The sequence below is a fragment of the Methylobacterium sp. C1 genome (genome assembly GCF_001854385.1).
Classification (GTDB): Bacteria; Pseudomonadota; Alphaproteobacteria; order Rhizobiales; family Beijerinckiaceae; genus Methylobacterium; species Methylobacterium radiotolerans.
In genome coordinates this window covers 2611648-2634643 of the sequence record NZ_CP017640.1, presented here as the reverse complement: position 1 = coordinate 2634643, position 22996 = coordinate 2611648, and the positions used below count along the sequence as shown (strand labels likewise).

Sequence of the window (22996 nt, the reverse complement as noted above, 5' to 3'; positions counted from 1 at the left end):
ACCCGAGGCGCGTCGGGCGCCGCGCGACGAGATCCAGAACGGGATGAGCGCGATCCTGGCCGCCCTCAGCGGCCCGGCAGGATCGGGTCGCCGCGCATCAGCGCGTGCAGCCGCTCCGTGTCGAACCCGTTCGGGATGCTGGGCACGGCCGGCTTCGGCGCGGGCGCGGCCCTCGCGGGGGCCGGGATCGACCCCGTCGCCGACGGCTCGGCCTGGGCGGCGCGGATCACCGGCGCCGGCGCCAGATGGGCGAGCCGGTCGGCGCTGACGAGGGCGACGGTCGCCGTCGAGACGAGGACGAGGACGGCGCCGAGAAGGGAACGCAGGATACGCACGCGACGACCCGGGACGCGACTTGAGACGGCAACAGATTTACGGCGCGGCCGTTAACGAAGCCCCACTCCAAGTCTTCGGGAGGCGATATTGACCAACGTCCAGGCCACCGCGAGCGACAGCCCGTTCATCCAGGGCCGTAACGCGCGCCTCTACGGGAAGCCCGTGAGCGAATGCCCCTATCCAGAGGGCTCTCAGGAGCGCGCCGCCTGGATGGAGGCCTACGAGGAAGCCGTCGTCTCGGATCCGCCGGAGAAGCCGTGATCGCGAGAAACCCGGAGGCCCGGCACCGCGAGCCCGCGCGTCCGCGCGTCCGGCTTGACCTTGCCGGGCGCGGCGCGCTTCGTGCGGTGCACCGCAACGCGATCTCCGAGCCTCGATGTCCCTGAAGTCCTCGCCCGACGCCAAGCAGACCTTCGCGCCCGCGACGCGCCTCGTCCACGCGGGCCGTGACCCGGGCGAGCAGCACGGCTTCGTGAACACGCCGATCTACCGCGGATCCACGGTCCTCTACCCGACCTACGACGCGATCAAGAACCGGCGCGGGCGCTACAATTACGGTACCTCGGCGACGCCCACCATGGACGCGCTGACGGAGGCGTGGACGGAACTCGCCGGCGCCGCCGGCACCGTCGTGACGCCCTCCGGGCTCGCGGCGCTGACCGTCGCGCTGATGGCCGCGGTCTCGGCGGGCGACCACCTCCTGGTCACCGATTCCGCCTACCGGCCGACCCGCCAGTTCTGCGACGGCGTGCTGGCGCGCTACGGCGTCGAGGTGACCTACTACGACCCGACCATCGGGGCCGGCATCGCGGAACTGATGCGCCCGAACACCCGGGCCGTGCTGGTCGAGGCGCCCGGCTCGCAGAGCTTCGAGATGCAGGACATCCCGGCCATCGCCGAGGTCGCGCACGCACACGACGCCTGCGTGATCATGGACAACACCTGGGCGACGCCGCTGCTGTTCCCGCCGCACGCGCGCGGCGTCGACATCGCGGTCGAGGCCGGCACCAAGTACCTCAGCGGCGGCTCGGACCTGCTGATCGGCCTGACCTCCGCGAACGCGCGCTACTACCCGGCCGTGCGCCGCACCTTCGACCATTTCGCCATGTGCGCCGGCGCCGAGGACATCTTCCTGGCGCTGCGCGGCCTGCGCACCATGTCCTTGCGGCTGCGCGAGCACGGCCGCGCCGGACTGGAGATGGCCCGGTGGTTCCAGGCGCGGCCCGAGGTGCTGCGGGTGCTCCATCCCGGCCTGCCCGAGGATCCCGGCCACGCCATCTGGAAGCGCGACTTCGCGGGCGCGTCGGGCCTGTTCGGGGTGATCCTGAAGCCGGTGCCCGAGGCCGCGGTGGCCGCCATGCTGGACGGGCTGCAGCTCTTCGGGATGGGCTTCTCGTGGGGCGGCTTCGAGAGCCTCGTGATCCCGTTCGACTGCGCCGGCTACCGGACCGCGACCCGGTGGGCTCCCGGCGGACCGGCGCTCCGCTTCCACATCGGGCTTGAGGACACCGCCGACCTAAAGGCCGACCTCGACGCCGGCTTCGCGCGCCTCCGGGCGGCGTCGTAGGGCGGGGCCGGGCGCCGCGCTACGACGCTGCCCTTCCCGGACAGGTGAGGACCGGCGAACCTTGACCCGGACCGCGCGCCGCGGGCGGTGCCGCATCCGCGCGTCGTGATGGGCCCGCGCCGTCGCGACCGGCGACGGCATCGCTGCATTTGACCTCGCGCCGCGTTCCTGATTGACCGGCCCGGTATGACCACGAGCCTCTCCGCCGGCGGCGCGCCGCGCCTTGCCCCCGTCGACCGGATCGGCCGCGGGCTCGACGCGCTGAGCCTCACCCATGCCAGGGCCGTCGCCGCCCTGCTGGCGCTGTGCCTGATCCTGTTCCTGCCGGGGCAGATCTCGCTGCAGCCGATGGACCGGGACGAGCCCCGCTTCGCCCAGGCCTCGAAGCAGATGCTGGAGAGCGGCGACCTCGTGGATATCCGCTTCCAGGGGGAGGCGCGGCACAAGAAGCCGGTGGGGATCTACTGGGCGCAGGCCGCCGCCGTGGCGGCCGGCGAGGCGCTGGGCGTGCCCGGGGCCCGCACCCAGATCGCCCTGTACCGCGTCCCGTCGCTGATCGGCGCCGTCGCCTCGGTTCTTCTCGCCTACTGGGCGGCGCTCGCCTTCCTGCCCCGGCGGTCGGCGCTGCTGGCGGCCGCCCTCTACGGCGCCTGCCTGATGCTCTCGGCCGAGGCCCACCTCGCCAAGACCGACGCGCTGCTCGCCGCCTGCGCCACCGCGAGCCTCGCCGCGCTCGCCCACGCGTGGCTGGCGCCGCGGGACGGTCGGCCGGTCTCGGGACCGACCTTCGCGGCGTTCTGGCTCGGGATGGCGGTCGGGATCCTGGTGAAGGGGCCGATGGTTCCGCTCTTCGCCGCGCTGCCGGCGCTCGGCCTGTCGCTCGCGGCGCGGTCCGGCCGCTGGCTGCTGCCGCTCCGGCCCTGGCCGGGCCTCGCCCTCACGCTCCTGCTGGTGGCGCCCTGGTTCGCGGCGATCGCCTGGAAGAGCGGGGGCGCGTTCTACGCCGAGGCGGTCGGCCACGACATGCTCGGCAAGGTCGGCGGGGCGGCCGAGCGGCACTGGGGACCGCCCGGCGCCTACGCGCTCGTGTTCTTCGCGACCTTCTGGCCGGCGGCGGCCTTCACCGCCATGAGCCTGCCGTTCGCTTGGCGGGCGCGACGGGAGCCCGCCGTGGCCTTCCTGATCGCCGCGGTGCTGCCGGCCTGGCTGATCTTCGAGGCGGTGCCCACCAAGCTGCCCCACTACGTGCTGCCGCTGATGCCCTGGCTCGCGATCCTGACCGTGCTGGCGCTGAGCCGGGGGGCGCTGGACCCGCGCCTGCGGGGCGCCCGCCTGACGGCCCTGCTGCTGCCGGCGATCCCGGTCGCCCTGACCCTCGGCCTCTGCCTCGCCGGCTGGCGGCTCGACAGCCACACGATCCCGTGGCCGGCCCTGCCGCTGCTCGCCGCCGCCTGCGCGGTCGCGGTCCTGGCCTGGCTCGCCTTCGCGCAGGGATCCGCCGAGCGCGCCCTCGTCCTCGGGGTGCTGGCCTCCGCCCTGCTGGGCCCGGCGGTGCTGGGCGTGGCGCAGCGCTCGCTGCCGGCCCTGAAGGTCTCGCCGCGGCTCGCGGCCCTGCGCGACCGCGCGCCCTGCCCGAACCCGCTTGTGGCGAGCCTCGGATACCGCGAGCCGAGCCTCGTCTTCCTGATTGGCACCGGCCTCGCCCTGCCGCCCGACGGGGCCGCCGCCCGGTCCTTCCTCGAGGGCGGCGGCTGTCGCCTGCTCTTCGTCGAATCCCGCGATCGCGACGATTTCAACGCGGCCTGGCCGGTCGGCCGCGGCGCGCCCGCGCCCCTGGCGGAGGTCGAGGGCTTCAACCTCAACACCGGCCGCCGGGTCTTCGTGACGGCCTACGCGGTGGCCCCGTGAGCGGATCCCCCCATCTCAGCGTCGTCGTGCCGGTCAAGAACGAGGCCGGCAACATCGCGCCCCTGGTGGCCGAGATCGAGGCCGCCTGCGCGGGCCTCGCCTTCGAGCTGATCTACGTGGACGACGGCTCCACCGACGGCACGCCGGCGGCGCTGGCGGCGGCCCGGGCGGCGCGGCCCTGGCTGCGGGTGCTGCGCCACGCGCGGAGCGGCGGCCAGTCGGCGGCGGTGCGCAGCGGCGTCCTGGCGGCCCGCGGCGGGATCGTCGCGACCCTCGACGGCGACGGCCAGAACGATCCGGCCTTCATCCCCGCGCTGCTCGCGGCCCTCGAGGCGGCGGGGCCGGGAGCCGGCCTCGCCCAGGGCCAGCGGCGCGGCCGCAAGGACGGCCGCTTCAAGATGCTCCAGTCCCGGATCGCCAACGGCGTGCGCGGGCGGATCCTCAACGATTCCACCCGCGACACCGGCTGCGGCCTGAAGGTCTTCCGCCGCGCCGTGTATCTCAGGCTGCCGTATTTCGACGCCCTCCACCGATTCATGCCGGCCCTGGTCGCCCGCGAGGGCTTCTCGGTCGTCCACCGCGACGTGGTCGACCGGCCGCGGCTGACGGGGGTGTCCAATTACGGCCTGTTCGACCGCCTCTGGGTCGGGCTCCTCGATCTCGCCGGCGTCTGGTGGCTGATCCGGCGCAAGCGCGCGGATCCGCGGCCCGAGGAGATCGCCGGCCCGGCCGGCCAAACCGCGGACCAGGACGTCGGATGCTGATCCAGCTCGCCCACGATCTGCCGGCCTATTTCTACGACGTGTTCGTCACCCAGCTCGACTTCTGGCTGGTGTTCGGCATCGTCGCGCAGGTGGTGTTCGGCTCGCGCTTCATCCTGCAATGGATCGCCAGCGAGCGCGCCGGGCGGAGCGTGATGCCGCTGTCGTTCTGGTTCCTGTCGATCCTCGGCGGGATGATGACGCTGGTCTACGGGTTCGTCCGCCGCGAGCCGGTGATCATCATCGGCCAGGGCCTCTCCACCGGCATCTACCTGCGCAACCTCGCGCTGATCTTCCGCGAGCGGCGGCGGAAGCGGGGCGCCGCGTGAGCCGCACGCCGCTGCCCGCCTTCTACGACGACCTGGACGCCACCTTCGCCGAACTGTGGCGCCTGCTGGCGGACGGCGCCGCCCATGGCCGGAGCGGTTTCCACCTGCCGACCCTGGGGACGCTGGGTGCCGATGGCGGGCCGCGGCTGCGCACGGTGGTCCTGCGCGCCGCCGACCCGGCCGAGGGGACGCTCCGGTTCCACTGCGACCGCCGCTCCGACAAGGCCTCCGAGATCCTGGCCGCTCCTGCCTGCGCCCTCGCCGCCTACGACGCGGCCGCGAAGATCCAGATCCGCGTCGCGGGTCGCGCCACGCTGCACACCGACGACGCGCTGGCCGAGGCGGCCTGGACGGGGTCCCGGGCGATGAGCCGGGTCTGCTACGGGGCGGAGCCCGGTCCGGGCACGGCGCTGCCGACGGGGGACGCCTACAGCCTGCCGGACGAGACCGCGGCCGCGACGCTCGGCCGGCCGCACTTCGCCGCCGTACTCGTCCGGGCGGAGCGGCTCGACTTCCTCTATCTCGACCGCCGCGGCCATCGCCGGGCGGCCTGGCACGCGGCCGGAGGCCTGTGGTCCGGCCGCTGGATCGCGCCCTGACCGGGCTCGCTCGGGGCGGGCAGGGCCGGTCAGGCGGACGCCCCGGTGCCGCCGCGCCCGGCGCTGCGGGGGCCATCCGGCCCCCCGGGATGGCAGCCCTGCGCCGCCCCCCCCTGACGGCGGCCGGGCCGGCGCGCTAAACCCCCTGACCCGGCCGCCGAACCGGGTCGATCGGGAGGAGTCCGTGGGCCTCGTCTACGCGCTCGCCGCCTACCTGAGCTGGGGCCTCCTGGTCCCGGTGCATTTCCGGATGCTCGGCGCCTACTCCCCGTACCACATCCTGTCGGAGCGGATCGTCTGGTCGAGCGTGTTCGCCGGCGCGCTGGCGCTGATCCTCGCGGCGCGCCACCGCCTGAACCTGCCGCTGCCGCTCCGGAAGCGCCACGCGCTGCTGCTGCTCTCGGCGGGGATGATCGGCGTGAACTGGCTGCTCTACCTCTACGCGGTCAGCGGCGGGCACCTGCTCGACGCGAGCCTCGGCTACTACATCAATCCCCTGGTCAGCGTCGCCCTCGGCCGGGTGGTGCTGGGCGAGCGCCTGCGGCCGGCGCAGGCCGTCGCCATCGGCATCGCCGCGACGGGCGTCGCCGTCGCGGTGGTGTGGGCCGGGGAACTGCCCCTGATGTCGCTGTCGCTGGCAGTGAGCTTCGCGCTCTACGGCCTCGCCCGGAAGATCGTCGGCGTCGACGCGCTGGTCGGCTTCCTGGCCGAGACGCTGCTGCTCCTGCCGGCCGCGCTCGTCTGGCTCGTCCTATCACCCGAGCCGTTCCTGCCGGCCGCGCCGGGCGACCGCGCCCTGCTGATGCTCACCGGCCTGACGACCGCGCTGCCGCTGATCTGGTTCGCCGCCGCGGCGGTGCGCCTGCGGCTCACGACCTTGGGCCTCCTGCAATACGTAGCGCCGACCTGCCTGCTCGTCCTGAGCGTCCTCGTCTACGGCGAGCGGGTCGAGCCGCATCGGGCGCTGATGCTCGCGCTGATCTGGGTGGCGCTCGCGCTCTACACGATCGACGCTCTGCGGTTTCGGCGGCCGCCGGCCCCCGCGGCCCCGCGGTCGGATCCCGACGCGATGCGTGTATAAGGAGTACGGGTATAAGCCGCCGCGGGGCGGGTGACGGGACAGCGTCGGGTCGATGAGCGAGACTGAGAGCGGCCCAGGATCCGTCACGGATGCCGATTACCGCAACCTCGCCGAGACGCTGCCGCAGCTCGCCTGGATCGCCGAGGCCGACGGCACGATCATCTGGTACAATCAGCGCTGGTACGACTACACCGGCACCTCCCTCGACGAGATGCGGGGCTGGGGCTGGCGCACGGTCCATCACCCGGACCACGTCGCGGCCGTGACCGAGCGCTACCGCGCCGCGATCACGCTGGGCCGGTCCTGGGAGGACACGTTCCCGCTGCGCGGCCGCGACGGGAGCTACCGCTGGTTCCTGTCGAAGGCGCTGCCCCACCGGGACGAGTCCGGGCGGATCCTGCGCTGGTACGGGACCAACACCGACATCACCGGCCGCCGCGCGGTCGAGGAGCGCCTGCGCCACTCCGAGCAGCGCTTCCGGGCGCTGGTGGACGCCTCGGCGGCGGTGATCTGGAACACCGACGCGGCGGGCGAGCTGATGCCGCCGCAGGTCCGGTGGAGCACCTATACCGGGCAGACCGAGGAGGCCTACCAGGGCTGGGGCTGGCTGGACGCCGTCCATCCCGACGACCGGGGCCACGCGGCCGACGCCTGGGCGGCCTGCGTCGAGGCGCGCGCGACCTACGAGGTCGAGTACAGGCTGCGCCGGTACGACGGGGTCTGGCGCGCCATGGAGGTGCGCGGCGTGCCGGTCCTCGCCGAGGACGGCTCCCTGCGGGAATGGGTCGGCACCTGCGTCGACGTCACCGAGCGGAAGGAGGCCGAGGAGGCGGTGGAGCGCGCCCGGCAGGCCGCCGAGGCGGCCAACCGGGCGAAGAGCCAGTTCATCGCCAACATGAGCCACGAGCTGCGCACGCCGCTCTCGGCGGTGATCGGCTACTCCGAGATGCTCGGCGAGGAGCTGGAGGATATCGGCCAGGCCGCCCTCCTGCCCGACCTGCGCAAGATCGAGGCGGCCGCCCGCCACCTGCTCTCGCTGATCAACGACGTGCTCGACATCTCGAAGATCGAGGCGGGCCGCATGACCGCCTCGGCCGAGACCTTCACGGTGTCGGACCTGCTCCGGGACGTCTCCGACTCCACCGGCTCCCTGGTTGAGAAGAAGGGCAACCGCTTCGTCCTGGACACCGGCGCGGCCGGGACGGCCGACCTGGGGTCCATGCACCAGGACCAGACCAAGATCCGCCAGTGCCTGCTGAACCTGATCGGCAACGCCGCGAAGTTCACCGAGCGGGGAACGATCACCCTGACGGTGCGGCGGCACCGGGAGGAGGGGGCCGACTGGCTGTCCTTCGCGGTCGCCGACACCGGCATCGGCCTGACCGAGGAGCAGATCGGGCGCCTGTTCGAGCGCTTCGTCCAGGCCGACGATTCGACGACCCGGCAATTCGGCGGCACGGGCCTCGGGCTCGCCATCACCCGCGCGTTCTGCCGGACGATGGGCGGCGACATCGGCGTCGCCAGCACGCCGGGCGCGGGCGCGACCTTCACGATCCGCCTGCCCGCCACCCTGCGGCCCGAGGACGCGCCGCCCTCCGAGGCCGAGGCCCACACGCCGGTGGAGCCGCACGAGCAGCACGAGACGGTGCTGCTGGTCGACGACGACCCGGCCGCCCGGGAATTGCTCCAGCGCTTCCTGGAACGCGAGGGCTTCCACGTCCGCAGCGCCAACGACGGCCGCGCCGGCCTGACGCTCGCCCGGGCCCTGAAGCCGCGCGCGATCCTGCTCGACGTCGAGATGCCGCGCATGGACGGCTGGGCGGTCCTGCACGCGGTGCGCAACGACCCCGACCTCGCCGGGACGCCGGTGATCATGACCTCGGTCGTGGCCGAGCAGGGGCTCGGCCAGGCGCTCGGCGCCACCGACTACTTCGTCAAGCCGATCGACTGGGATCGGCTCAAGGGCCTGATGGAGCGCTACCGGCCCGAGGCGCCGGAGGATGCCCGCGTCCTCGTGGTCGACGACGACGCGGATGCCCGCGAGCGCCTGCGCCGGTCGCTCGGCCGCGAGGGCTGGACCGTCGACGAGGCGGAGAACGGCCGGATCGCCCTGGAGCGGGTCAGCCAGGCGCGGCCGAGCCTGATCCTGCTCGACCTGATGATGCCCGAGATGGACGGGTTCGGCTTCCTCCGGGCCCTGCGGGCGCGGCCCGACGGCGACGTGCCCGTGGTGGTGCTCACCGCCAAGGAGGTCACGGCGGCCGAGAAAGAGAGCCTGAACCGGCAGGCCGACCGGGTGATCGCCAAGGGCTCCATGAGCCTCGCGGAGATCGGCCGGCAACTGCGCGTCCTCTACGCGCGTTCGGCGACCGAGCCGGTGCCGGGGCAGCTCCAGGGGTTGCTCGATCGGCTCGCCGAGAAGGACGCGGGAGAACCACGATGAGTGCCGACGGGATCGATCCGGAGAAGGCGGTGGCCATCCGGCTGCGGGCGCGGCTCGCGGTGGTGGAGCGGGCGGCGTGGTTCGGCTTCGTCCACGCGATGAAGACCCGGCCGGTCGAGACCGAGGCCTACATCGCCGCGGAGCGGGCGCGCTGCACCGACGGGTTCGGCAGCGGCGCCTGGGCCAAAGACCTCACCGACGCCGAGCGGGCGATGCTCGCCGACGAGGTCGACAGCGGGCTGGCGCAGCTGCTGGAGGATGCCCGCGCGGAGCTGTGAGGCCGGGCCTCCCGGGCGGAGGCGTCTCCGGGCGTCCCGATGGCAACGAAAGACGCTCTCCCGCTTTGACGGCCTGACGTCGACGGGACGACGTCGCCGAGGCGCCCATGCTGTACGAACTCGCGACCCTCTCGTGCCCGCTGCTCGCAGTGGGCCAAGTCTCGGCCGGCGTCGAGGCTTGGCTGGACGATCCCGATGCCAAGGGGGAGCTGGTCGGCTGCTGGCGCAGCGAGATCGGCACGCTGGGGCGCCTGATCGTGCTGCGCGGCTTCGCGGCGCCCGAGGACATGACCGCCGAGCGCCGGCGCGCCCTCCTCAGCGCCAACCCGTTCAACGCCGGGCCCGTGATCACCGCTCTGGAGATGGACAGCTACGCCCCGTTCCCCTTCCTGCCGCCGATCCGGACGGGCGACCGCGGCGGGGTGTACGAGGTCCGGACCTATCGCCTGAAGCCGGGGGGCCTGCCGCCGACCCTCGCGGCCTGGGAGGCCGCGATCGGGCCGGCACGCGCCTACACGCAGCACCTCGTCCTGAACATGTACGCCCTCGACGGTGCGCCGCGCATCACGCACATCTGGGGTTTCCGCAGCCTGGAGGAGCGGGCCGCGTTGCGGTCCCGCGCCTACGAAGCGGGGATCTGGCCGCCGAAGGGTGGCCCGGACCAGATCGCCGAGGCGACCTCGACGATCGCACTCCCCCAGGGGCGCTCTCCCCTGAGCTGAACGCCGGCCCCACGGAAGCGGCCGCCCGCGCGGCGGGCCCGATGCGTGACGACCGCGCTCGACCGGGCCTGGATCGAGGCCGGTGGCGCTGTTCCGCGCGCGGGCGGAGCCGGCACCGCCGATCAGGCGCCGAACACGTCGCGCCAGGCCGGCGGAAGCCCCGTGCCGGCCAGGGGCGACGACGGCGCGTGCCCGGGCAGGCTCGTCGCCGAGAACACGCCGCGCGCCACCGCCCGGGCCATGACCCGCGCGGCGGCGTCGCCGAGGCGGGCAAGGTCCACCACCGTGTCGCCGAGGGGCACGGCTCCGGTCGCCGCGGCGAAGACCAGGTCGCCGTCGAGGGGCGTGTGCGCCGGCACGAGGGCCCGAGCGAGGCCGTCCTGCGCCACCACCGCGAGGCGCCGGCACTGCGCCTTGGTCAGCGCCGCGTCGGTCGCCACCACGGCCAGCGTCGTGGCGGCGCCCGGCAGCGCGCGGGCCGGAAAGGCGTGGGCCTCGGGCGGCACCCGGACCGGCACGCCCAGGCCGCCGAACTCGTCGTCCACCTCGAAGGGCGCGGCCCAGAAATGCGGCCCACCGCCGATCGTCGCGTTGCCGAAGGCGTTCACGGCCGCGAGGGCCCCGACCCGGAAACCCGTGCCCGGCACGGCCGCCGAGGCGGATCCGATCCCGCCCTTGAGCCGGCCGGTGCGCGCACCGGTCCCAGCTCCCACGGAGCCCAGGGCGAACGCCTCGGTGGCTGCCGCGGCGGCCTGGAAGCCCAGCTCGCGATAGGGCGGATAGCGGCCCCAGGCCTTGTCGCCGCCGTTGGGGAGATCGAACAGCACCGCCCCCGGGACGATCGGCACCCGCATGGCGCCGACCGGGAACCCGCGCCCGGCCTCGGCGAGCCACGCCGCCACGCCGGCCCCCGCATCGAGGCCGAAGGCCGAGCCCCCGGAGAGGACGAAGGCGTCGACCCGCTCGACGGTGCGCTCGGGATCGAGCAGGTCGGTCTCGCGGGTGCCCGGCCCGCCGCCGCGCACGTCGACCGCGGCGACGGCCGGCTGATCGAAGAGGATCGCGGTGACGCCGCTGGCGAGCCGCAGGTCGGTGGCGTGGCCGACCCGCAGGCCGGGAATGTCGGTGATGCGATTCTGCGGCATGGTCCGAGCTTGCCACGGCGGCCCATCGGCGCAAATCCGCCCGGGGCCGTTGACCGCCGGCCGGGGTTACCCAGGTTGGCAGACGGCGAAGCGCGTCGAGGAGCACGGCATGGACGTCGGATTCATCGGAATGGGGCGGATGGGTCGCGCCATGGCGGCCAACCTCGCGCGGGCCGGCCACACGGTCCGCGCCTGGAACCGCTCGCCGGAGGCCGCGCGCGGCCTCGACGGCGTCACTCCGGTGGCGAGCGCCGCCGAGGCCTTCGCGGGGGACGCCGTGGTCACCATGCTGGCCGACGACGCGGCCCTCGAGACCGTGATCGTCGCCGGCGGCCTCCTCGACCAGCCTGAGCGGCCCGGCCTGCATATCGGGATGAGCACGATCTCGGTGGCCCTGGCGAAGCAGCTCGCCGCCGTGCACGCGCGGGCGGGCGTTCCCTACATCTCGGCGCCGGTCTTCGGGCGGCCGGACGTGGCAGAGGCCGGCAAGCTCAACATCGTGGCGGCCGGGGCGGCGGCTCTGATCGACCGCGCGGGGCCGCTCCTCGACGCCATGGGCGCCAAGACCTGGCGCTTCGGCGACGACCCGACGCGGGCCAATGCCGTCAAGCTCGCCGGCAACTTCATGCTGATCTCGGCCATCGAGGCCATGGCCGAGGCCTGCGCCCTCACGGAGGGCCACGGGGTCGCGGGCGCCGACTTCCTGGACCTGATGACCAACACGCTGTTCGCCTCGCCGGTCTACAAGGGCTACGGCGCCTCGATCGCGCAGAACCGCTACGAGCCGCCGGGCTTCATCCTCAAGCTCGGGGCCAAGGACGTGCGGCTCGCCCTCCAGGCGGCCGAGGGTGCCGGGGTGCCGATGCCGTTCGCGAGTGTGCTGCGGGACGGTCTCATCGAGGCGATCAGCCACGGCGACGGCGAGAAGGACCTCGCGGCGCTCGCCCGCGTCTCTGCCCGACGTGCAGGGCAGGGTTGAGATCGACGACGACGTCTCGCCTTTCTGGCGAGTCTTAACCCGTCATTTCAACTTCACAAACGAGTGTTCGTGCCGGCTATAGGCACGGATACCAATAGATGCGCACACATTCCTATTCGCTGCGCAGGATGACTCTGTCTACGAAAGTCATCCTGCTGTCGATGCTCGCCGTGACAGTCACCGCCGGCGCCATCTGGATCACGGTCTCGCGGCAAACCTGGTCGCAGATGGAGGCGCGTCAGCGCACCAACGGCGAGCGCAACCTGAGAACTCTGGCGCTCGTCCTGGCGGCGCGGGTCGAGGGCGCGGCGGCGGACCTCGACGGCGCGCGCGTCGCCCGGGTGTCGACGCCGAGCCTGTCCGGCTTCGCCGATGCCGGCGTCGTGGACGACGCCGTCGCCTATTCGGGCGGCCTGGCGACGGTGTTCAGCTACGAGCCCGCCTCCGACAGCTTCGTGCGGCGCCAGACCACGGTGCGCCGGGAGGACGGGACCCGCGCGGTCGGCACGGCGCTCGCCGCCGACAGCCCGGCCCAGGCCGCGATCCGCGCCGGTCGGACCTACGAGGGGCCGGCCGCCCTGTTCGGGCGGCGCTACTACACAGTGTACCACCCGACGGTCGACACCACCGGCAAGGTGAACGGCATCCTGTTCGTCGGGCTGCCGATCGAGATGTACTTCGACGCCCACGCCCAGACGATGACGAGCCTCAGCGTCGCCGCCCTGGTCATCGCGGTGCTGGCCTCCGCCCTCGTCGGGCTGGCGGCGGCGCGGCTGTTCCGGCCCTTCGCGACGATCGCGGCGCGGATCGAGGCCCTCGCGGCCGGCGACTTGGACTCGGCGATCCCCCACGCGGGGCGCGGCGACGAGATCGGCACCGTGGCGCGCGCCCTCGAGGTGCTGCGCGTCGCCGGGCTGCGGACCCGGGAGCTCGAGAGCCTGCAGAGCGCGGGCGCGGCCGACGAGACGCGGCGGCGGGCCGCCCTCGACCGGGCCATCGAGGCGTTCCGGGGGCAGGTCGTTCGCCTGAAGGACGCGCTGACCGCCAGCACCGGCGCGATGCGGGCCCGGGCCGGCGAGATGGCGGCCAGCTCCGCCGAGGCGGAGGTCGCCGTCGCCGAGACCGAGCGCGGCTCGCACGAGACCTCGGCCAGCGTCCAGACCGTGGCGAGCGCCGCCGAGGAGCTCTCCGCCTCGATCGCCGAGATCGGGACCCAGCTCGACCAGGCCGAGGCCCTGGTGGCCACCGCCACCGCGGAGTCGGACGCGATGAACGCCGAGATCGGCGAACTCGCCGAGGCCGCCGGGCGCATCGGCGCCGTGGTCGGGCTGATCCGCCAGATCGCCGAGCAGACCAACCTGCTGGCGCTCAACGCCACGATCGAGTCCGCCCGGGCCGGCGCCGCCGGCAAGGGCTTCGCCGTGGTGGCCGCGGAGGTGAAGGCCCTGGCGTCGCAGACCGCGAAGGCCACCGAGGAGATCGGCAGCCAGATCGCCGGCGTGCAGGCCTCGACGACGGCGGCCGTGGCGGCGATCGGCCGGATGGGCGAGCGGATGCGGGCGGTCAGCGCCACCACGGGCGGGATCGCGTCGGCGGTCTCGGCCCAGGGCGCGGCCACGGCCGAGATCTCCCGCAACGTCGCCGACACGGCCGGCGCCACCGAGGCCATCGCGGGGGGCCTCACTACGGTCGCCGGCGCGGCCCGGCGCTCGGCCCGCATGGCCGCCACCGTCACCGACGCGGCTCAGACCGTCGACACGGTCGCGGCCGACCTCGAGGCCGAGATCGAGCGCTTCCTCGGCCAGGTCGCGGCCTGACGCCTCAGAGCCCGTAGCGGGCGAAGGCCGCGCGCTCCGCGAACGCGGCCATCGCCCCCTCGGCCAGGTCGATCCCGCCCGGCGCGCCGCCGCGGCGCAGCAGGCGGGACAGGAATCCGCCCCGGGCCTCGGCGACGAGGCGCAGGTCGACCTTGTCGCCGAAGCGCGCGCGCATCGCGGTGCGCACGTCGCCCAGCGCGTCGACGAGTCCGAGGGGCAGCGCCTGCCGCCCGGTCCAGACCGCCCCGGTGAACAGGTTCTCGGCTCGCGACAGGGTCGGGCGCCGGGCCGTGACGAGGCCGGTGAACAGGTCCTGCACGTCGGCCTGGATGCGCTTCAGGCGCTCCACGTCGGCGGGATCCTCCGGGCGGAACGGGTCGAGCATCGACTTCGCCTCGCCCTGCGTGTGGACCCGGCGCTCGACGCCGAGCTTCTCCAGCAGGCCGTGGAAGCCGAACCCGGCCGAGACCACGCCGATCGAGCCGACGATCGAGGTCGGGTCGGCGACGATCTCGTCGGCCGCGCAGGCGATCATGTAGCCGCCGGAGGCCGCGACATCCTCCACGAAGGCGATCACCGGCACGCCCTTCTCGTCGGCCAGCGCCCGGATGCGGCGGTGGATCAGGTGGGACTGCGCCGGCGAGCCGCCGGGCGAGTTGATCACCAGCGCCACCGCCTTCACCCCCGGCATCCCGAAGGCGCGCTCCAGGCTGCCCGCGACGCTCCCGATCGAGAGCCCCGGCCGGATCGGCGAGACCGCCCCGATCGTGCCCGACAGCCGGACCACCGCGACCCGCGGGCGTCGGTCCCGGAAGCGGCGCGGGAGGAGGGCGCGAAATGTGTCGGGGAACGCGAACGCCATGGGAGTCTTACGCGGCTCATCGGGAAGCCGGGCGGGGGACGGCCCGGAAGCGCCTGTTGCGGAAACTGGGCGCTTTCCGGCGCCGCGCAAGGGCAGTGCGGAAGGGCCGTAGACGAGGGCAGTGCGCGAGGGCAGTGCGCGAGGGCAGTGCGCGACGGCGGCGCGCCTGCGCAGTCAGAACGGATCGAACCGTTTGCCGACCTTGGCCGTTTCAGGCGACGGCGCGAGCCTCGTGCCGGCCCGGATCCGCTGGACTCGGACGGGCGCTCACACGGGAGAGAAACGATGCGACCCTGGCCGATCCTGGTCCTCCTCGCCGCGCTGCTCGGCGGGCTGGCGACTGCGCCCGCGCGGGCGGCGCCCCTGCCGGTCCCCGCCGGCGCCGAGGCCGCGGCGCCCGCCCCCGCGGTGCAGCAGGCCCACTGGCGCTACCGCCGCCACTGGCACCGGCGTCACCACTGGCGGCGCCACTGGCACCATCGCCGCCACCACTGGCATCGCCGCCACCACTGGCACCGGCACCACCATTTCCGCCGCCACTGGCACCGCCACCACGTCTGGCACGGCCGCCCGTACGGCCACCGGCACGTCACGTTCTACTGAGCCAAGCCCCCGCGTCCCGGCCCGATCCGGCCGGGGCGCGGCCCCGCCGGGAACTGTGCCGGGGACCCTGCCGGAGACCCCGCGGCCGAGCCTGCCGGCGGCCGCGCTGCGACCTTGCGGGCGGCCTCGGAAAACCTTATTTAACCGTCTGATATCACTGCTCTTCCGCAAGGCCGTTCCGGCGCATCGCGCGCCGCTTGGCCGCCGCGAGCACCGCCCGTCCGGGCCTCAGAACGGAAATCGACTTGGCCGAGAACGATCCGACTGGCGCCGCCCCGCCCGCCAGCGACATCCGCCCCGTCTCCATCACCGACGAGATGCGCCGCTCCTACCTTGATTACGCGATGAGCGTGATCGTGAGCCGGGCGCTTCCCGACGCGCGCGACGGGCTCAAGCCCGTGCACCGGCGCATCCTCTACTCCGCCTTCGAATCCGGGCACCTGCCCGAGCGGAAATACGTCAAGTCGGCGCGCATCGTCGGCGACGTGATCGGTCTCTACCACCCGCACGGCGACCAATCGATCTACGACGCCCTCGTGCGGATGGCGCAGGACTTCTCCATGCGCCTGATGCTCATCGACGGGCAGGGCAATTTCGGCTCGGTGGACGGCGATCCGCCGGCCGCCATGCGCTACACCGAATCGCGGCTCGCCAAGCCCGCCACGGCGCTGCTCACCGACATCGACAAGAACACCGTCGATTTCGGACCGAACTACGACGAGTCGCGCGAGGAGCCGACCGTCCTCCCGGCCCGCTTCCCGAACCTGCTGGTCAACGGCGCCGGCGGCATCGCGGTCGGCATGGCGACCAACATCCCGCCGCACAATCTCGGCGAGCTGATCGACGCCTGCGTGGCGCTGATCGACGATCCGGGGCTCACCATCGAGCAGCTCACCGAGATCGTCCCCGGCCCGGATTTCCCCACCGGCGGCATGATCCTCGGCCGGGCCGGCACGCGGCAGGCCTACGCCACCGGCCGCGGCTCGGTGATCATGCGCGCGAAGTCGCATGTCGAGGAGCTGCGCAAGGAGCGCGAGGCGCTGATCTTCACCGAGATTCCCTATCAGGTGAACAAGGCGACCCTCGTCGAGAAGATCGCCGAGCTGGTGAAGGAGAAGCGCGTCGAGGGCATCTCCGACCTGCGCGACGAATCCGACCGGTCGGGCATGCGCATCGTCGTCGAGATCAAGCGCGACGCCATGGCGGACGTGGTGCTGAACCAGCTCTACCGGTTCACGCCCCTGCAATCCTCCTTCGGTTGCAACATGGTGGCGCTGAACGGCGGCCGCCCCGAGCTGATGAACCTGAAGGACCTGCTCCAGGCCTTCGTCGACTTCCGCGAGGAGGTCGTCTCCCGGCGGACCAAGTTCCTCCTCGGCAAGGCCCGCGAGCGGGCGCACGTCTTGTGCGGCCTCGCCATCGCGGTCGCCAACATCGACGAGGTGATCCGCCTGATCCGGACCTCGCCGGACCCGAACGCCGCCCGCGAGGCCCTGATGGGCCGGGACTGGCCGGCCCACGACATCGCGCCGCTGATCGCCCTGGTGGACGACCCGCGCCACCGGGTCGCCGAGGACGGCACCTATCGCCTGTCCGAGACCCAGGCCCGCGCCATCCTCGACCTGCGCCTGCAGCGCCTCACGGCTCTGGGCCGCGACGAGGTCGGCGACGAGCTGAAGACGCTGGCCGACGAGATCGCCGACTATCTCGACATCCTGCGCTCGCGCGCCCGCATCCAGGGGATCGTCAAGGGCGAACTGGCCGAGGTGCGCGAGCAGTTCGCCACACCGCGCAAGACCGAGATCGTCGACTTCGACGGCAGCGTCGAGGACGAGGACCTGATCGCCCGCGAGGACATGGTGGTGACCGTGTCGCACGCCGGCTACGTCAAGCGCGTGCCGCTCTCGACCTATCGGGCCCAGCGCCGCGGGGGCAAGGGTCGCTCCGGCATGGCGACCCGCGACGAGGATTTCGTCACCCGCCTGTTCGTGGCCAACACCCACACGCCGGTGCTGTTCTTCTCCAGCCAGGGCCAGGCCTACAAGGAGAAGGTCTGGCGCCTGCCGATGGCCGCGCCGAACGCCCGCGGCAAGGCGCTGGTCAACATCCTGCAATTGCAGGACACCTCCGAGCGCATCACCACGATCATGCCGCTGCCCGAGGACGAGGCCTCGTGGGAAACGCTCGACGTGATGTTCGCGACCGCGCGCGGCAATGTCCGGCGCAACAAGCTGTCGGACTTCACCACGGTGAACCGCAACGGCAAGATCGCCATGAAGCTCGATCCGGGCGACCACATCGTCCATGTCGAGATCTGCCGTCCGGACCAGAACGTGCTGCTGACCACGGCGCTCGGCCAGTGCATCCGCTTCCCCGTCGAGGACGTGCGCGTGTTCAAGGGCCGCGACTCGACCGGCGTGCGCGGCATCCTGCTCGGCAAGGACGACAAGGTCATCTCGATGACCATCCTGAATGCCTTCGACGCCACGGCCGAGGAGCGGGCCGGCTACCTGAAGATGCGCCGCGCCGTCACCGGTGAGTCCGAGGAGAACGGCGACGCCGAGGCCGAGGACGGCGCCGAGGCGGCGGCGATCTCGCTGGACCGCTACAACGAGATGGGCGCGGCCGAGCAGTACGTGCTCACCCTGTCGGAGCGGGGCTTCGGCAAGCGCTCCTCGTCGTTCGAGTACCGGACCTCGGGACGCGGCGGGAAGGGCATCACGGCGATGCGGGTCAACGCCCGCAACGGCAGCCTCGTGGCGTCCTTCCCCGTCGAGGCCTCGGACCAGATCATGCTGGTCACCGACGGCGGCCAGCTGATCCGCGTGCCGGTGGACGACATCCGCATCGTCGGCCGCGCCTCGCAGGGCGTGACGGTGTTCAACACCGCCAAGGACGAGAAGGTCGTCTCGGTGGAGCACATCGAGGGCGAGGACGAGGGCGCCGAGGCCGGCCCCGAGGGCGGCGAGGAGGCGTGAGGCGCCGCCCGGTTCCGTCCGGCGCGAAAATGCTCTAGGTCGGGTCGCGATGACCCGCACCGCCCTCTACGCCGGCTCGTTCGATCCGGTCACGAACGGCCATCTCGACGTGGTCCGCCAAGCCTGCCGGCTGGTGGACCGCCTCGTGATCGCCATCGGCGTCCATCCCGGCAAGGCGCCGCTGTTCTCCGCCGAGGAGCGCGCGGCGCTCCTCACCGAGACCTGCGGACCGGTGGCACAGGCCGAGGGCGCGGCGCTGGAGATCGTCACCTTCAACGACCTCGCCGTCTCGGCCGCCCGGCGCTGCGGCGCCGCGATCTTCATCCGCGGCCTGCGGGACGGCACGGATCTCGACTACGAGATGCAGCTCGCCGGCATGAACGGCGCCATGGCGCCCGAGGTGCAGACCGTGTTCCTGCCCGCCTCGACGCAGGCCCGACCGATCACCGCGACGCTGGTGCGCCAGATCGCCGGCATGGGGGGCGACGTCTCGCCCTTCGTGCCGGCGGCCGTCGCCGCGCGCCTCCGGCAGCGCTTCGCCGCCCATTCCTGAGACCGGCCCGACCCTGGAAGGACCACGATGAACCGACGCCACGCCCTCCTCGCGCTCGCCCTCACGCTCGGCACCGTCCAGGCCGCCCGGGCCGCCGACGCCAACACGGTCTATCTCCAGACCAAGGACGGGCGGATCACCATCGAGCTGCGGCCCGACCTCGCGCCCAAGCACGTCAAGCAGATCAAGACGCTGGTCTCGCAGGGCTTCTACAACGGCCTCAAGTTCCACCGCGTCATCGACGGCTTCATGGCCCAGACCGGGGACCCGAAGGGCAACGGCACCGGCGGCTCCAGCCTGCCGAACATCCCGGCCGAGTTCACGCAGGCGGCCCAGTTCCGCCGCGGCACCGTGGGCATGGCCCGGTCGCAGGATCCGAACTCGGCCAACTCGCAGTTCTTCATCTGCCTCGGCGACGCGCCGTTCCTGAACGGCCAGTACACGATCGTCGGCAACGTGACGGACGGGCTCGACGTCCTCGACAAGATCAAGAAGGCCGCCCCCGGCGCGCCGGGCGGGGCCGTGCAGGACCCCGACAAGATCGTCAGCATGACGCTCGCCGAGAAGGCCAAGTAGCGGCCGCATGCCCGGCCGGCGCGCCGCCTCGATCCTCCTGCTGAGCCTGATCCCGGCGGCCGCCGCGGCCTATGACGGCGCGCCGTTCTACGGCTACGCCGACGGGCCGGGGGGCGGCTATCCGCTGAGCCTGCCCCAGACCCTGCGCGCCACGGTCCCGGTGCCGGTCGCCCGGATGGCGACCAGGCCCGCCGACACCCTGGCCGAACTCTACCCGGCGCTCGCCGCCTGCTGGCAGGCTCCGGGCGGCCTCGGCCGCCCGAGCGGCGGCGCCGACGACATCGAGATCACCCTGCGGCTCGCGCTGCGGCGCGACGGCAGCCTGATCGGGCCGCCCCGCGTCACCTACGCGGCGGGGGTCGCGGGCGATCAGCGGACCGCCCTGGTGCGCGGGACCCTCGACGCCCTCGCGCGCTGCACCCCGGCCCACATCACGCCGGGCCTGGGCCGGGCGATCGCGGGCCGGCCGGTGGCGCTCCGCTTCGTCTACCGCCCGCCGGCCTGAGCGCCGGCGAACCCGACACGGGCGCTGGCCGGATCCGGAGCGCGCCGATACAGTTCCCCCAACCGGAAGGAAAGACCATGGCCGACAACGAGACCATCGTGCTGGAGACCACCAAGGGCCGCGTCGTGATCGCGCTGCGCCCCGACCTCGCCCCGGGCCATGTCGAGCGGATCAAGACGCTCGCCGCCCAGGGCTTCTACGACGGCGTGCCGTTCCACCGCGTGATCGACGGGTTCATGGCCCAGACGGGCGACCCGACGGGCACCGGCTCGGGCGGTTCGGACCTGCCGGACCTGAAGGCCGAGTTCAACGCCGAGCCGCACGTGCGCGGCACCTGCTCCATGGCGCGGACGAACTTCCCGCACTCGGCGAACTCGCAGTTCTTCATCTGCTTCGACGATGCCCGCTTCCTCGACAAGCAGTACACGGTGTGGGGCAAGGTCGTGGAAGGCATGGACGTGGTCGACACGATCAACAAGGGCGAGCCGCCGCGCTCGCCGGACAAGATCGTGAAGGCGACCGTCGCGGCGGCCTGAGCCCGGATTAAGCCTCACGTCTGAAGCCATCTCTCGGTGGCTTCGGCGCCGCTGTCGTTGCGGGCGGAGCGAAGCCATCCAGGGGGCACGACGACTTCCTCCGTCGCGCCGCCCTGGGTCACTGCGCTTCGCTCGCGATGCTGGCGGACCGCATCAACCCTCGATCCAGGGCTTCCGCCGCCGCCAGATCCGCCGGCGTGTTGAGGTTGAGGAACGGATCCACCGGCTCGACCGGCCAGGACGCCACCGCGGCCCCGCGGCGCGCGATGAAGGCGCCGACGCGCCGCTCGCCCCGCTCGAGATAGGCCCGGAGCGCGTCGCGCAGGGCCGTCGGCCAGAGGGCGATCGTGTAGTGCTGCCGCTCCCCCGAGGCCGCGAGCGCGATGCCGGTCTCCGGCCCGGCGGCGTCGAGGCGCGCCACCAGATCCCCCGGCAGGAACGGCGCGTCGCCCGACACGCTGACCACCCGCGCGACACCCCGCGCGGCGGCGTGCTCCAGTCCGGCGAGGATGCCGGCGAGCGGTCCCGGCTGATCCGGCACGGGGTCCGGCAGGACCGGCCCGGGAAAGCCGGAGAACCGCGCCGGGTCGCCGTTGGCGCTGAGCACCAGCCCCGCCCCGCATTGCGGCCCGAGCCGTTCGACCACCCGCTCCAGCAGGGTCCGCCCCCCGAGCCGCAGCAGCGGCTTGTCGCCGCCGCCCATCCGCCGCGCCTGGCCGCCGGCCAGGATCAGGCCCAGGACCGGCGAAGCGACAGCCGGCGACGGCATGGGATCACTCGAAGACGATCTTCGGCGCCGTCCGCCCGGCTGGCGCGCCGGACAGGTTCGCCCAGAGCTGGGCGGCGATGTCGCGGTAGACCTTGGCGTGCGGCCCGTCCGGATCGGTCGCCACCACCGGCTGGCCGGAATCCGAGGTCTCGCGGATCGTCATGTTCAGTGGCACCTCGCCGAGGAACGGCACGCCGAGGCGCTGCGCCTCGATCCGCGCGCCGCCGTGCCCGAAGATGTGCGAGGCGTGGCCGCAATTCGGGCAGACGAAGGTCGCCATGTTCTCGATCACGCCGAGGATCGGCACCGCGACCTTCTTGAACATAGTCACGCCGCGCCGCGCGTCGATCAGCGCGAGGTCCTGCGGGGTCGAGACGATCACGGCGCCGGACAGCGGCGTCGCCTGCGCCATGGTGAGCTGCGCGTCGCCGGTGCCGGGGGGCATGTCGACGAGCAGCACGTCGAGCTCGCCCCAGAGCACGTCGCGCAGCATCTGGGTGATCGCCGACTGGACCATCGGGCCGCGCCAGATCATCGCCGTCTCCGGCTCGATCAGGAAGCCGATCGACATGACCTTGAGCCCGTAGCCGATCATCGGCTCCATGGCCTTGTTGTCGACGACGTTGGGCTTGCCCGAGAGGCCGAACAGCTTCGGCACGGACGGGCCGTAGATGTCGGCGTCGAGGAGGCCGACCTTCAGTCCCTGTGCCTGGAGCGCCAGGGCGAGGTTGCAGGCGGTGGTCGACTTGCCGACGCCGCCCTTGCCGGAGGCGACCGCCACGATGTGGCGCACGCCCGCGATCTGCGGGCCCTGGTTCGGCGGCGCGCCGGGCCGCGGCGGCGCGACCGGCGGCGGCGTCACGGGGCGGGGGGCGGCGCTGCTCTGGGCCGGGTGGCTCTGGTTCCGCTCGGAGGTGAGGCTCGCGAACACGCCCGAGACGCCCGGCATCTGCAGGACGCGCCCCTCGGCCTGCCGCCGCACCGGCTCGAACCGCTCGGCCTCGCTGGGATCGACCAGGATCGAGAACATCACCCGGTTGTTCGGATCGACCACGACCTGGGAGAGCCGTCCCGAGCCGGGCAGGGTGGTGCCGGCGGCATCGACCGTGATGCCGGCGAGCGCCTTCAGCACGTCGTCGCGGGTGATCGCCAAGATGTCCTCCAGCGGGGCAAGCAGGTATGCCAGTGCATGTAACCGAGCGGGCCGAGAACACCAGACCCCGGACCCGCAATCGGCGCCGCCGGCGGCGGCCTGCGTCCCCGGGGCCGTCCCGCCACCCATCTCAGTGCGGGCGCGCGATGAGGTTGCACTCCTCCATCGGGCCGCGCACCACGGTCCCGTCGCCGCGCCGGTAGAAGCCGTGGCGCAGGCGGCGGCAGCCGAGCGGGCCGCGCAGGCGCTTGACGCGCTCGATGTGGACGCTGCCGTAGCGCCGGTTCGAGAAGTCGTGGCCGCCGATGCGCACGCCCGGGCCGAAGCGCACCTCTGCGGCGGCCGGCAGCAGGCCGAGTCCGAACGCGACCAGCGCCGCCGCTACCCGGCCGATCCCTCGACCCTGATTCATCCGAACCTCCTCACCGCACGGGCAAGCTGAACCAACGGGAGACTGATCCGTTGTCGGGGCAGCCTTCGGCCGGGGCCCCCCTCC

Annotated in this window: 24 protein-coding genes; 18 read left to right on the top strand and 6 right to left on the bottom strand. The window is 73.1% G+C overall.

Annotated features, from left to right (window positions below):
- Positions 1-65: 65 nt before the first annotated feature.
- Positions 66-335 (bottom strand): hypothetical protein, encoded by a 270-nt coding sequence (locus BKE41_RS12120; protein WP_012319141.1) that lies wholly within the window; start codon positions 333-335, stop codon positions 66-68.
- An 88-nt stretch (positions 336-423) separates the two neighbouring features.
- On the opposite strand from BKE41_RS12120, the gene BKE41_RS31630 reads away from it, so the two are divergent.
- From BKE41_RS31630 to BKE41_RS12075, 10 genes are all read left to right on the top strand, one after another.
- On the top strand, positions 424-597 hold the full coding sequence (locus tag BKE41_RS31630) for an Rmf/CrpP family protein (RefSeq protein WP_012319140.1): 174 nt from the start codon (positions 424-426) through the stop codon (positions 595-597).
- Between the two features lie 115 nt (positions 598-712).
- The gene (gene metC, locus BKE41_RS12115) at positions 713-1903 is read left to right on the top strand and encodes a cystathionine beta-lyase (protein WP_043073687.1); all 1191 of its coding nucleotides are present in this window, start codon (positions 713-715) and stop codon (positions 1901-1903) included.
- 186 nt (positions 1904-2089) lie between these two features.
- The gene (locus BKE41_RS12110; protein WP_053622677.1) at positions 2090-3811 is read left to right on the top strand and encodes a glycosyltransferase family 39 protein; all 1722 of its coding nucleotides are present in this window, start codon (positions 2090-2092) and stop codon (positions 3809-3811) included.
- Positions 3808-4575 (top strand): glycosyltransferase, encoded by a 768-nt coding sequence (locus BKE41_RS12105; protein ID WP_012319137.1) that lies wholly within the window; start codon positions 3808-3810, stop codon positions 4573-4575. The genes BKE41_RS12110 and BKE41_RS12105 overlap by 4 nt, the downstream gene beginning before the upstream one ends.
- Positions 4569-4901 carry a lipid-A-disaccharide synthase N-terminal domain-containing protein gene (locus tag BKE41_RS12100; RefSeq protein ID WP_070999463.1) on the top strand — a complete coding sequence of 111 codons (333 nt, stop codon included), beginning with the start codon at positions 4569-4571 and terminating at the stop codon, positions 4899-4901. The genes BKE41_RS12105 and BKE41_RS12100 overlap by 7 nt, the downstream gene beginning before the upstream one ends.
- Positions 4898-5500, top strand: coding sequence for a pyridoxamine 5'-phosphate oxidase family protein (locus BKE41_RS12095; RefSeq protein WP_053622678.1), 603 nt, complete (start codon positions 4898-4900; stop codon positions 5498-5500). Before BKE41_RS12100 ends, BKE41_RS12095 begins: the two co-directional genes overlap by 4 nt.
- A gap of 184 nt (positions 5501-5684) precedes the next feature.
- Entirely contained in the window at positions 5685-6581 is an 897-nt protein-coding gene (rarD, locus tag BKE41_RS12090) for an EamA family transporter RarD (protein ID WP_012319134.1), read from the top strand.
- Between the two features lie 52 nt (positions 6582-6633).
- Complete coding sequence (locus tag BKE41_RS12085; RefSeq protein ID WP_012319133.1) at positions 6634-9024, top strand: response regulator; 2391 nt, start codon at positions 6634-6636, stop codon at positions 9022-9024.
- The gene (locus BKE41_RS12080; protein ID WP_012319132.1) at positions 9021-9302 is read left to right on the top strand and encodes a hypothetical protein; all 282 of its coding nucleotides are present in this window, start codon (positions 9021-9023) and stop codon (positions 9300-9302) included. The genes BKE41_RS12085 and BKE41_RS12080 overlap by 4 nt, the downstream gene beginning before the upstream one ends.
- A 107-nt stretch (positions 9303-9409) precedes the next feature.
- Positions 9410-10024 (top strand): NIPSNAP family protein, encoded by a 615-nt coding sequence (locus BKE41_RS12075; RefSeq protein WP_058607476.1) that lies wholly within the window; start codon positions 9410-9412, stop codon positions 10022-10024.
- Positions 10025-10146: 122 nt separating this feature from the next.
- Here the strand turns inward: BKE41_RS12075 and BKE41_RS12070 are convergent, their stop codons facing one another.
- Positions 10147-11169 (bottom strand): P1 family peptidase, encoded by a 1023-nt coding sequence (locus tag BKE41_RS12070; protein WP_070999461.1) that lies wholly within the window; start codon positions 11167-11169, stop codon positions 10147-10149.
- A 109-nt stretch (positions 11170-11278) separates the two neighbouring features.
- Here BKE41_RS12070 and BKE41_RS12065 point away from each other — a divergent pair, with 109 nt between their 5' ends.
- Both BKE41_RS12065 and BKE41_RS12060 read left to right on the top strand, forming a co-directional pair.
- The gene (locus BKE41_RS12065; RefSeq protein ID WP_012319129.1) at positions 11279-12148 is read left to right on the top strand and encodes an NAD(P)-dependent oxidoreductase; all 870 of its coding nucleotides are present in this window, start codon (positions 11279-11281) and stop codon (positions 12146-12148) included.
- Positions 12149-12309: 161 nt separating this feature from the next.
- Positions 12310-13965 (top strand): Cache 3/Cache 2 fusion domain-containing protein, encoded by a 1656-nt coding sequence (locus BKE41_RS12060; RefSeq protein ID WP_245295970.1) that lies wholly within the window; start codon positions 12310-12312, stop codon positions 13963-13965.
- Positions 13966-13969: 4 nt separating this feature from the next.
- Here the strand turns inward: BKE41_RS12060 and BKE41_RS12055 are convergent, their stop codons facing one another.
- Positions 13970-14827 (bottom strand): S49 family peptidase, encoded by an 858-nt coding sequence (locus BKE41_RS12055; RefSeq protein ID WP_012319127.1) that lies wholly within the window; start codon positions 14825-14827, stop codon positions 13970-13972.
- 285 nt (positions 14828-15112) lie between these two features.
- On the opposite strand from BKE41_RS12055, the gene BKE41_RS31625 reads away from it, so the two are divergent.
- From BKE41_RS31625 to BKE41_RS12025, 6 genes are all read left to right on the top strand, one after another.
- Positions 15113-15430 carry a hypothetical protein gene (locus BKE41_RS31625; RefSeq protein ID WP_012319126.1) on the top strand — a complete coding sequence of 106 codons (318 nt, stop codon included), beginning with the start codon at positions 15113-15115 and terminating at the stop codon, positions 15428-15430.
- A 245-nt stretch (positions 15431-15675) separates the two neighbouring features.
- Positions 15676-18408 carry a DNA gyrase subunit A gene (gene gyrA / locus BKE41_RS12045; RefSeq protein ID WP_012319125.1) on the top strand — a complete coding sequence of 911 codons (2733 nt, stop codon included), beginning with the start codon at positions 15676-15678 and terminating at the stop codon, positions 18406-18408.
- Positions 18409-18457: 49 nt separating this feature from the next.
- On the top strand, positions 18458-18961 hold the full coding sequence (gene coaD, locus BKE41_RS12040; RefSeq protein ID WP_012319124.1) for a pantetheine-phosphate adenylyltransferase: 504 nt from the start codon (positions 18458-18460) through the stop codon (positions 18959-18961).
- A gap of 27 nt (positions 18962-18988) precedes the next feature.
- Positions 18989-19537, top strand: coding sequence for a peptidylprolyl isomerase (locus tag BKE41_RS12035; RefSeq protein ID WP_012319123.1), 549 nt, complete (start codon positions 18989-18991; stop codon positions 19535-19537).
- Positions 19538-19544: 7 nt separating this feature from the next.
- Positions 19545-20042 carry a hypothetical protein gene (locus BKE41_RS12030; protein ID WP_029361131.1) on the top strand — a complete coding sequence of 166 codons (498 nt, stop codon included), beginning with the start codon at positions 19545-19547 and terminating at the stop codon, positions 20040-20042.
- A 77-nt stretch (positions 20043-20119) separates the two neighbouring features.
- A complete protein-coding gene (locus BKE41_RS12025) occupies positions 20120-20578 on the top strand; it encodes a peptidylprolyl isomerase (RefSeq protein ID WP_010686120.1) in 459 nt (152 codons plus the stop codon).
- Between the two features lie 118 nt (positions 20579-20696).
- Here BKE41_RS12025 and mobA read toward each other — a convergent pair whose 3' ends face one another.
- The 3 genes from mobA to BKE41_RS12010 form a co-directional block, all read right to left on the bottom strand.
- On the bottom strand, positions 20697-21347 hold the full coding sequence (gene mobA, locus BKE41_RS12020) for a molybdenum cofactor guanylyltransferase MobA (RefSeq protein WP_029361132.1): 651 nt from the start codon (positions 21345-21347) through the stop codon (positions 20697-20699).
- A gap of 4 nt (positions 21348-21351) precedes the next feature.
- Positions 21352-22500 (bottom strand): Mrp/NBP35 family ATP-binding protein, encoded by a 1149-nt coding sequence (locus tag BKE41_RS12015; protein WP_024830123.1) that lies wholly within the window; start codon positions 22498-22500, stop codon positions 21352-21354.
- Between the two features lie 130 nt (positions 22501-22630).
- On the bottom strand, positions 22631-22912 hold the full coding sequence (locus tag BKE41_RS12010) for a hypothetical protein (protein ID WP_058607480.1): 282 nt from the start codon (positions 22910-22912) through the stop codon (positions 22631-22633).
- Positions 22913-22996: the final 84 nt, after the last annotated feature.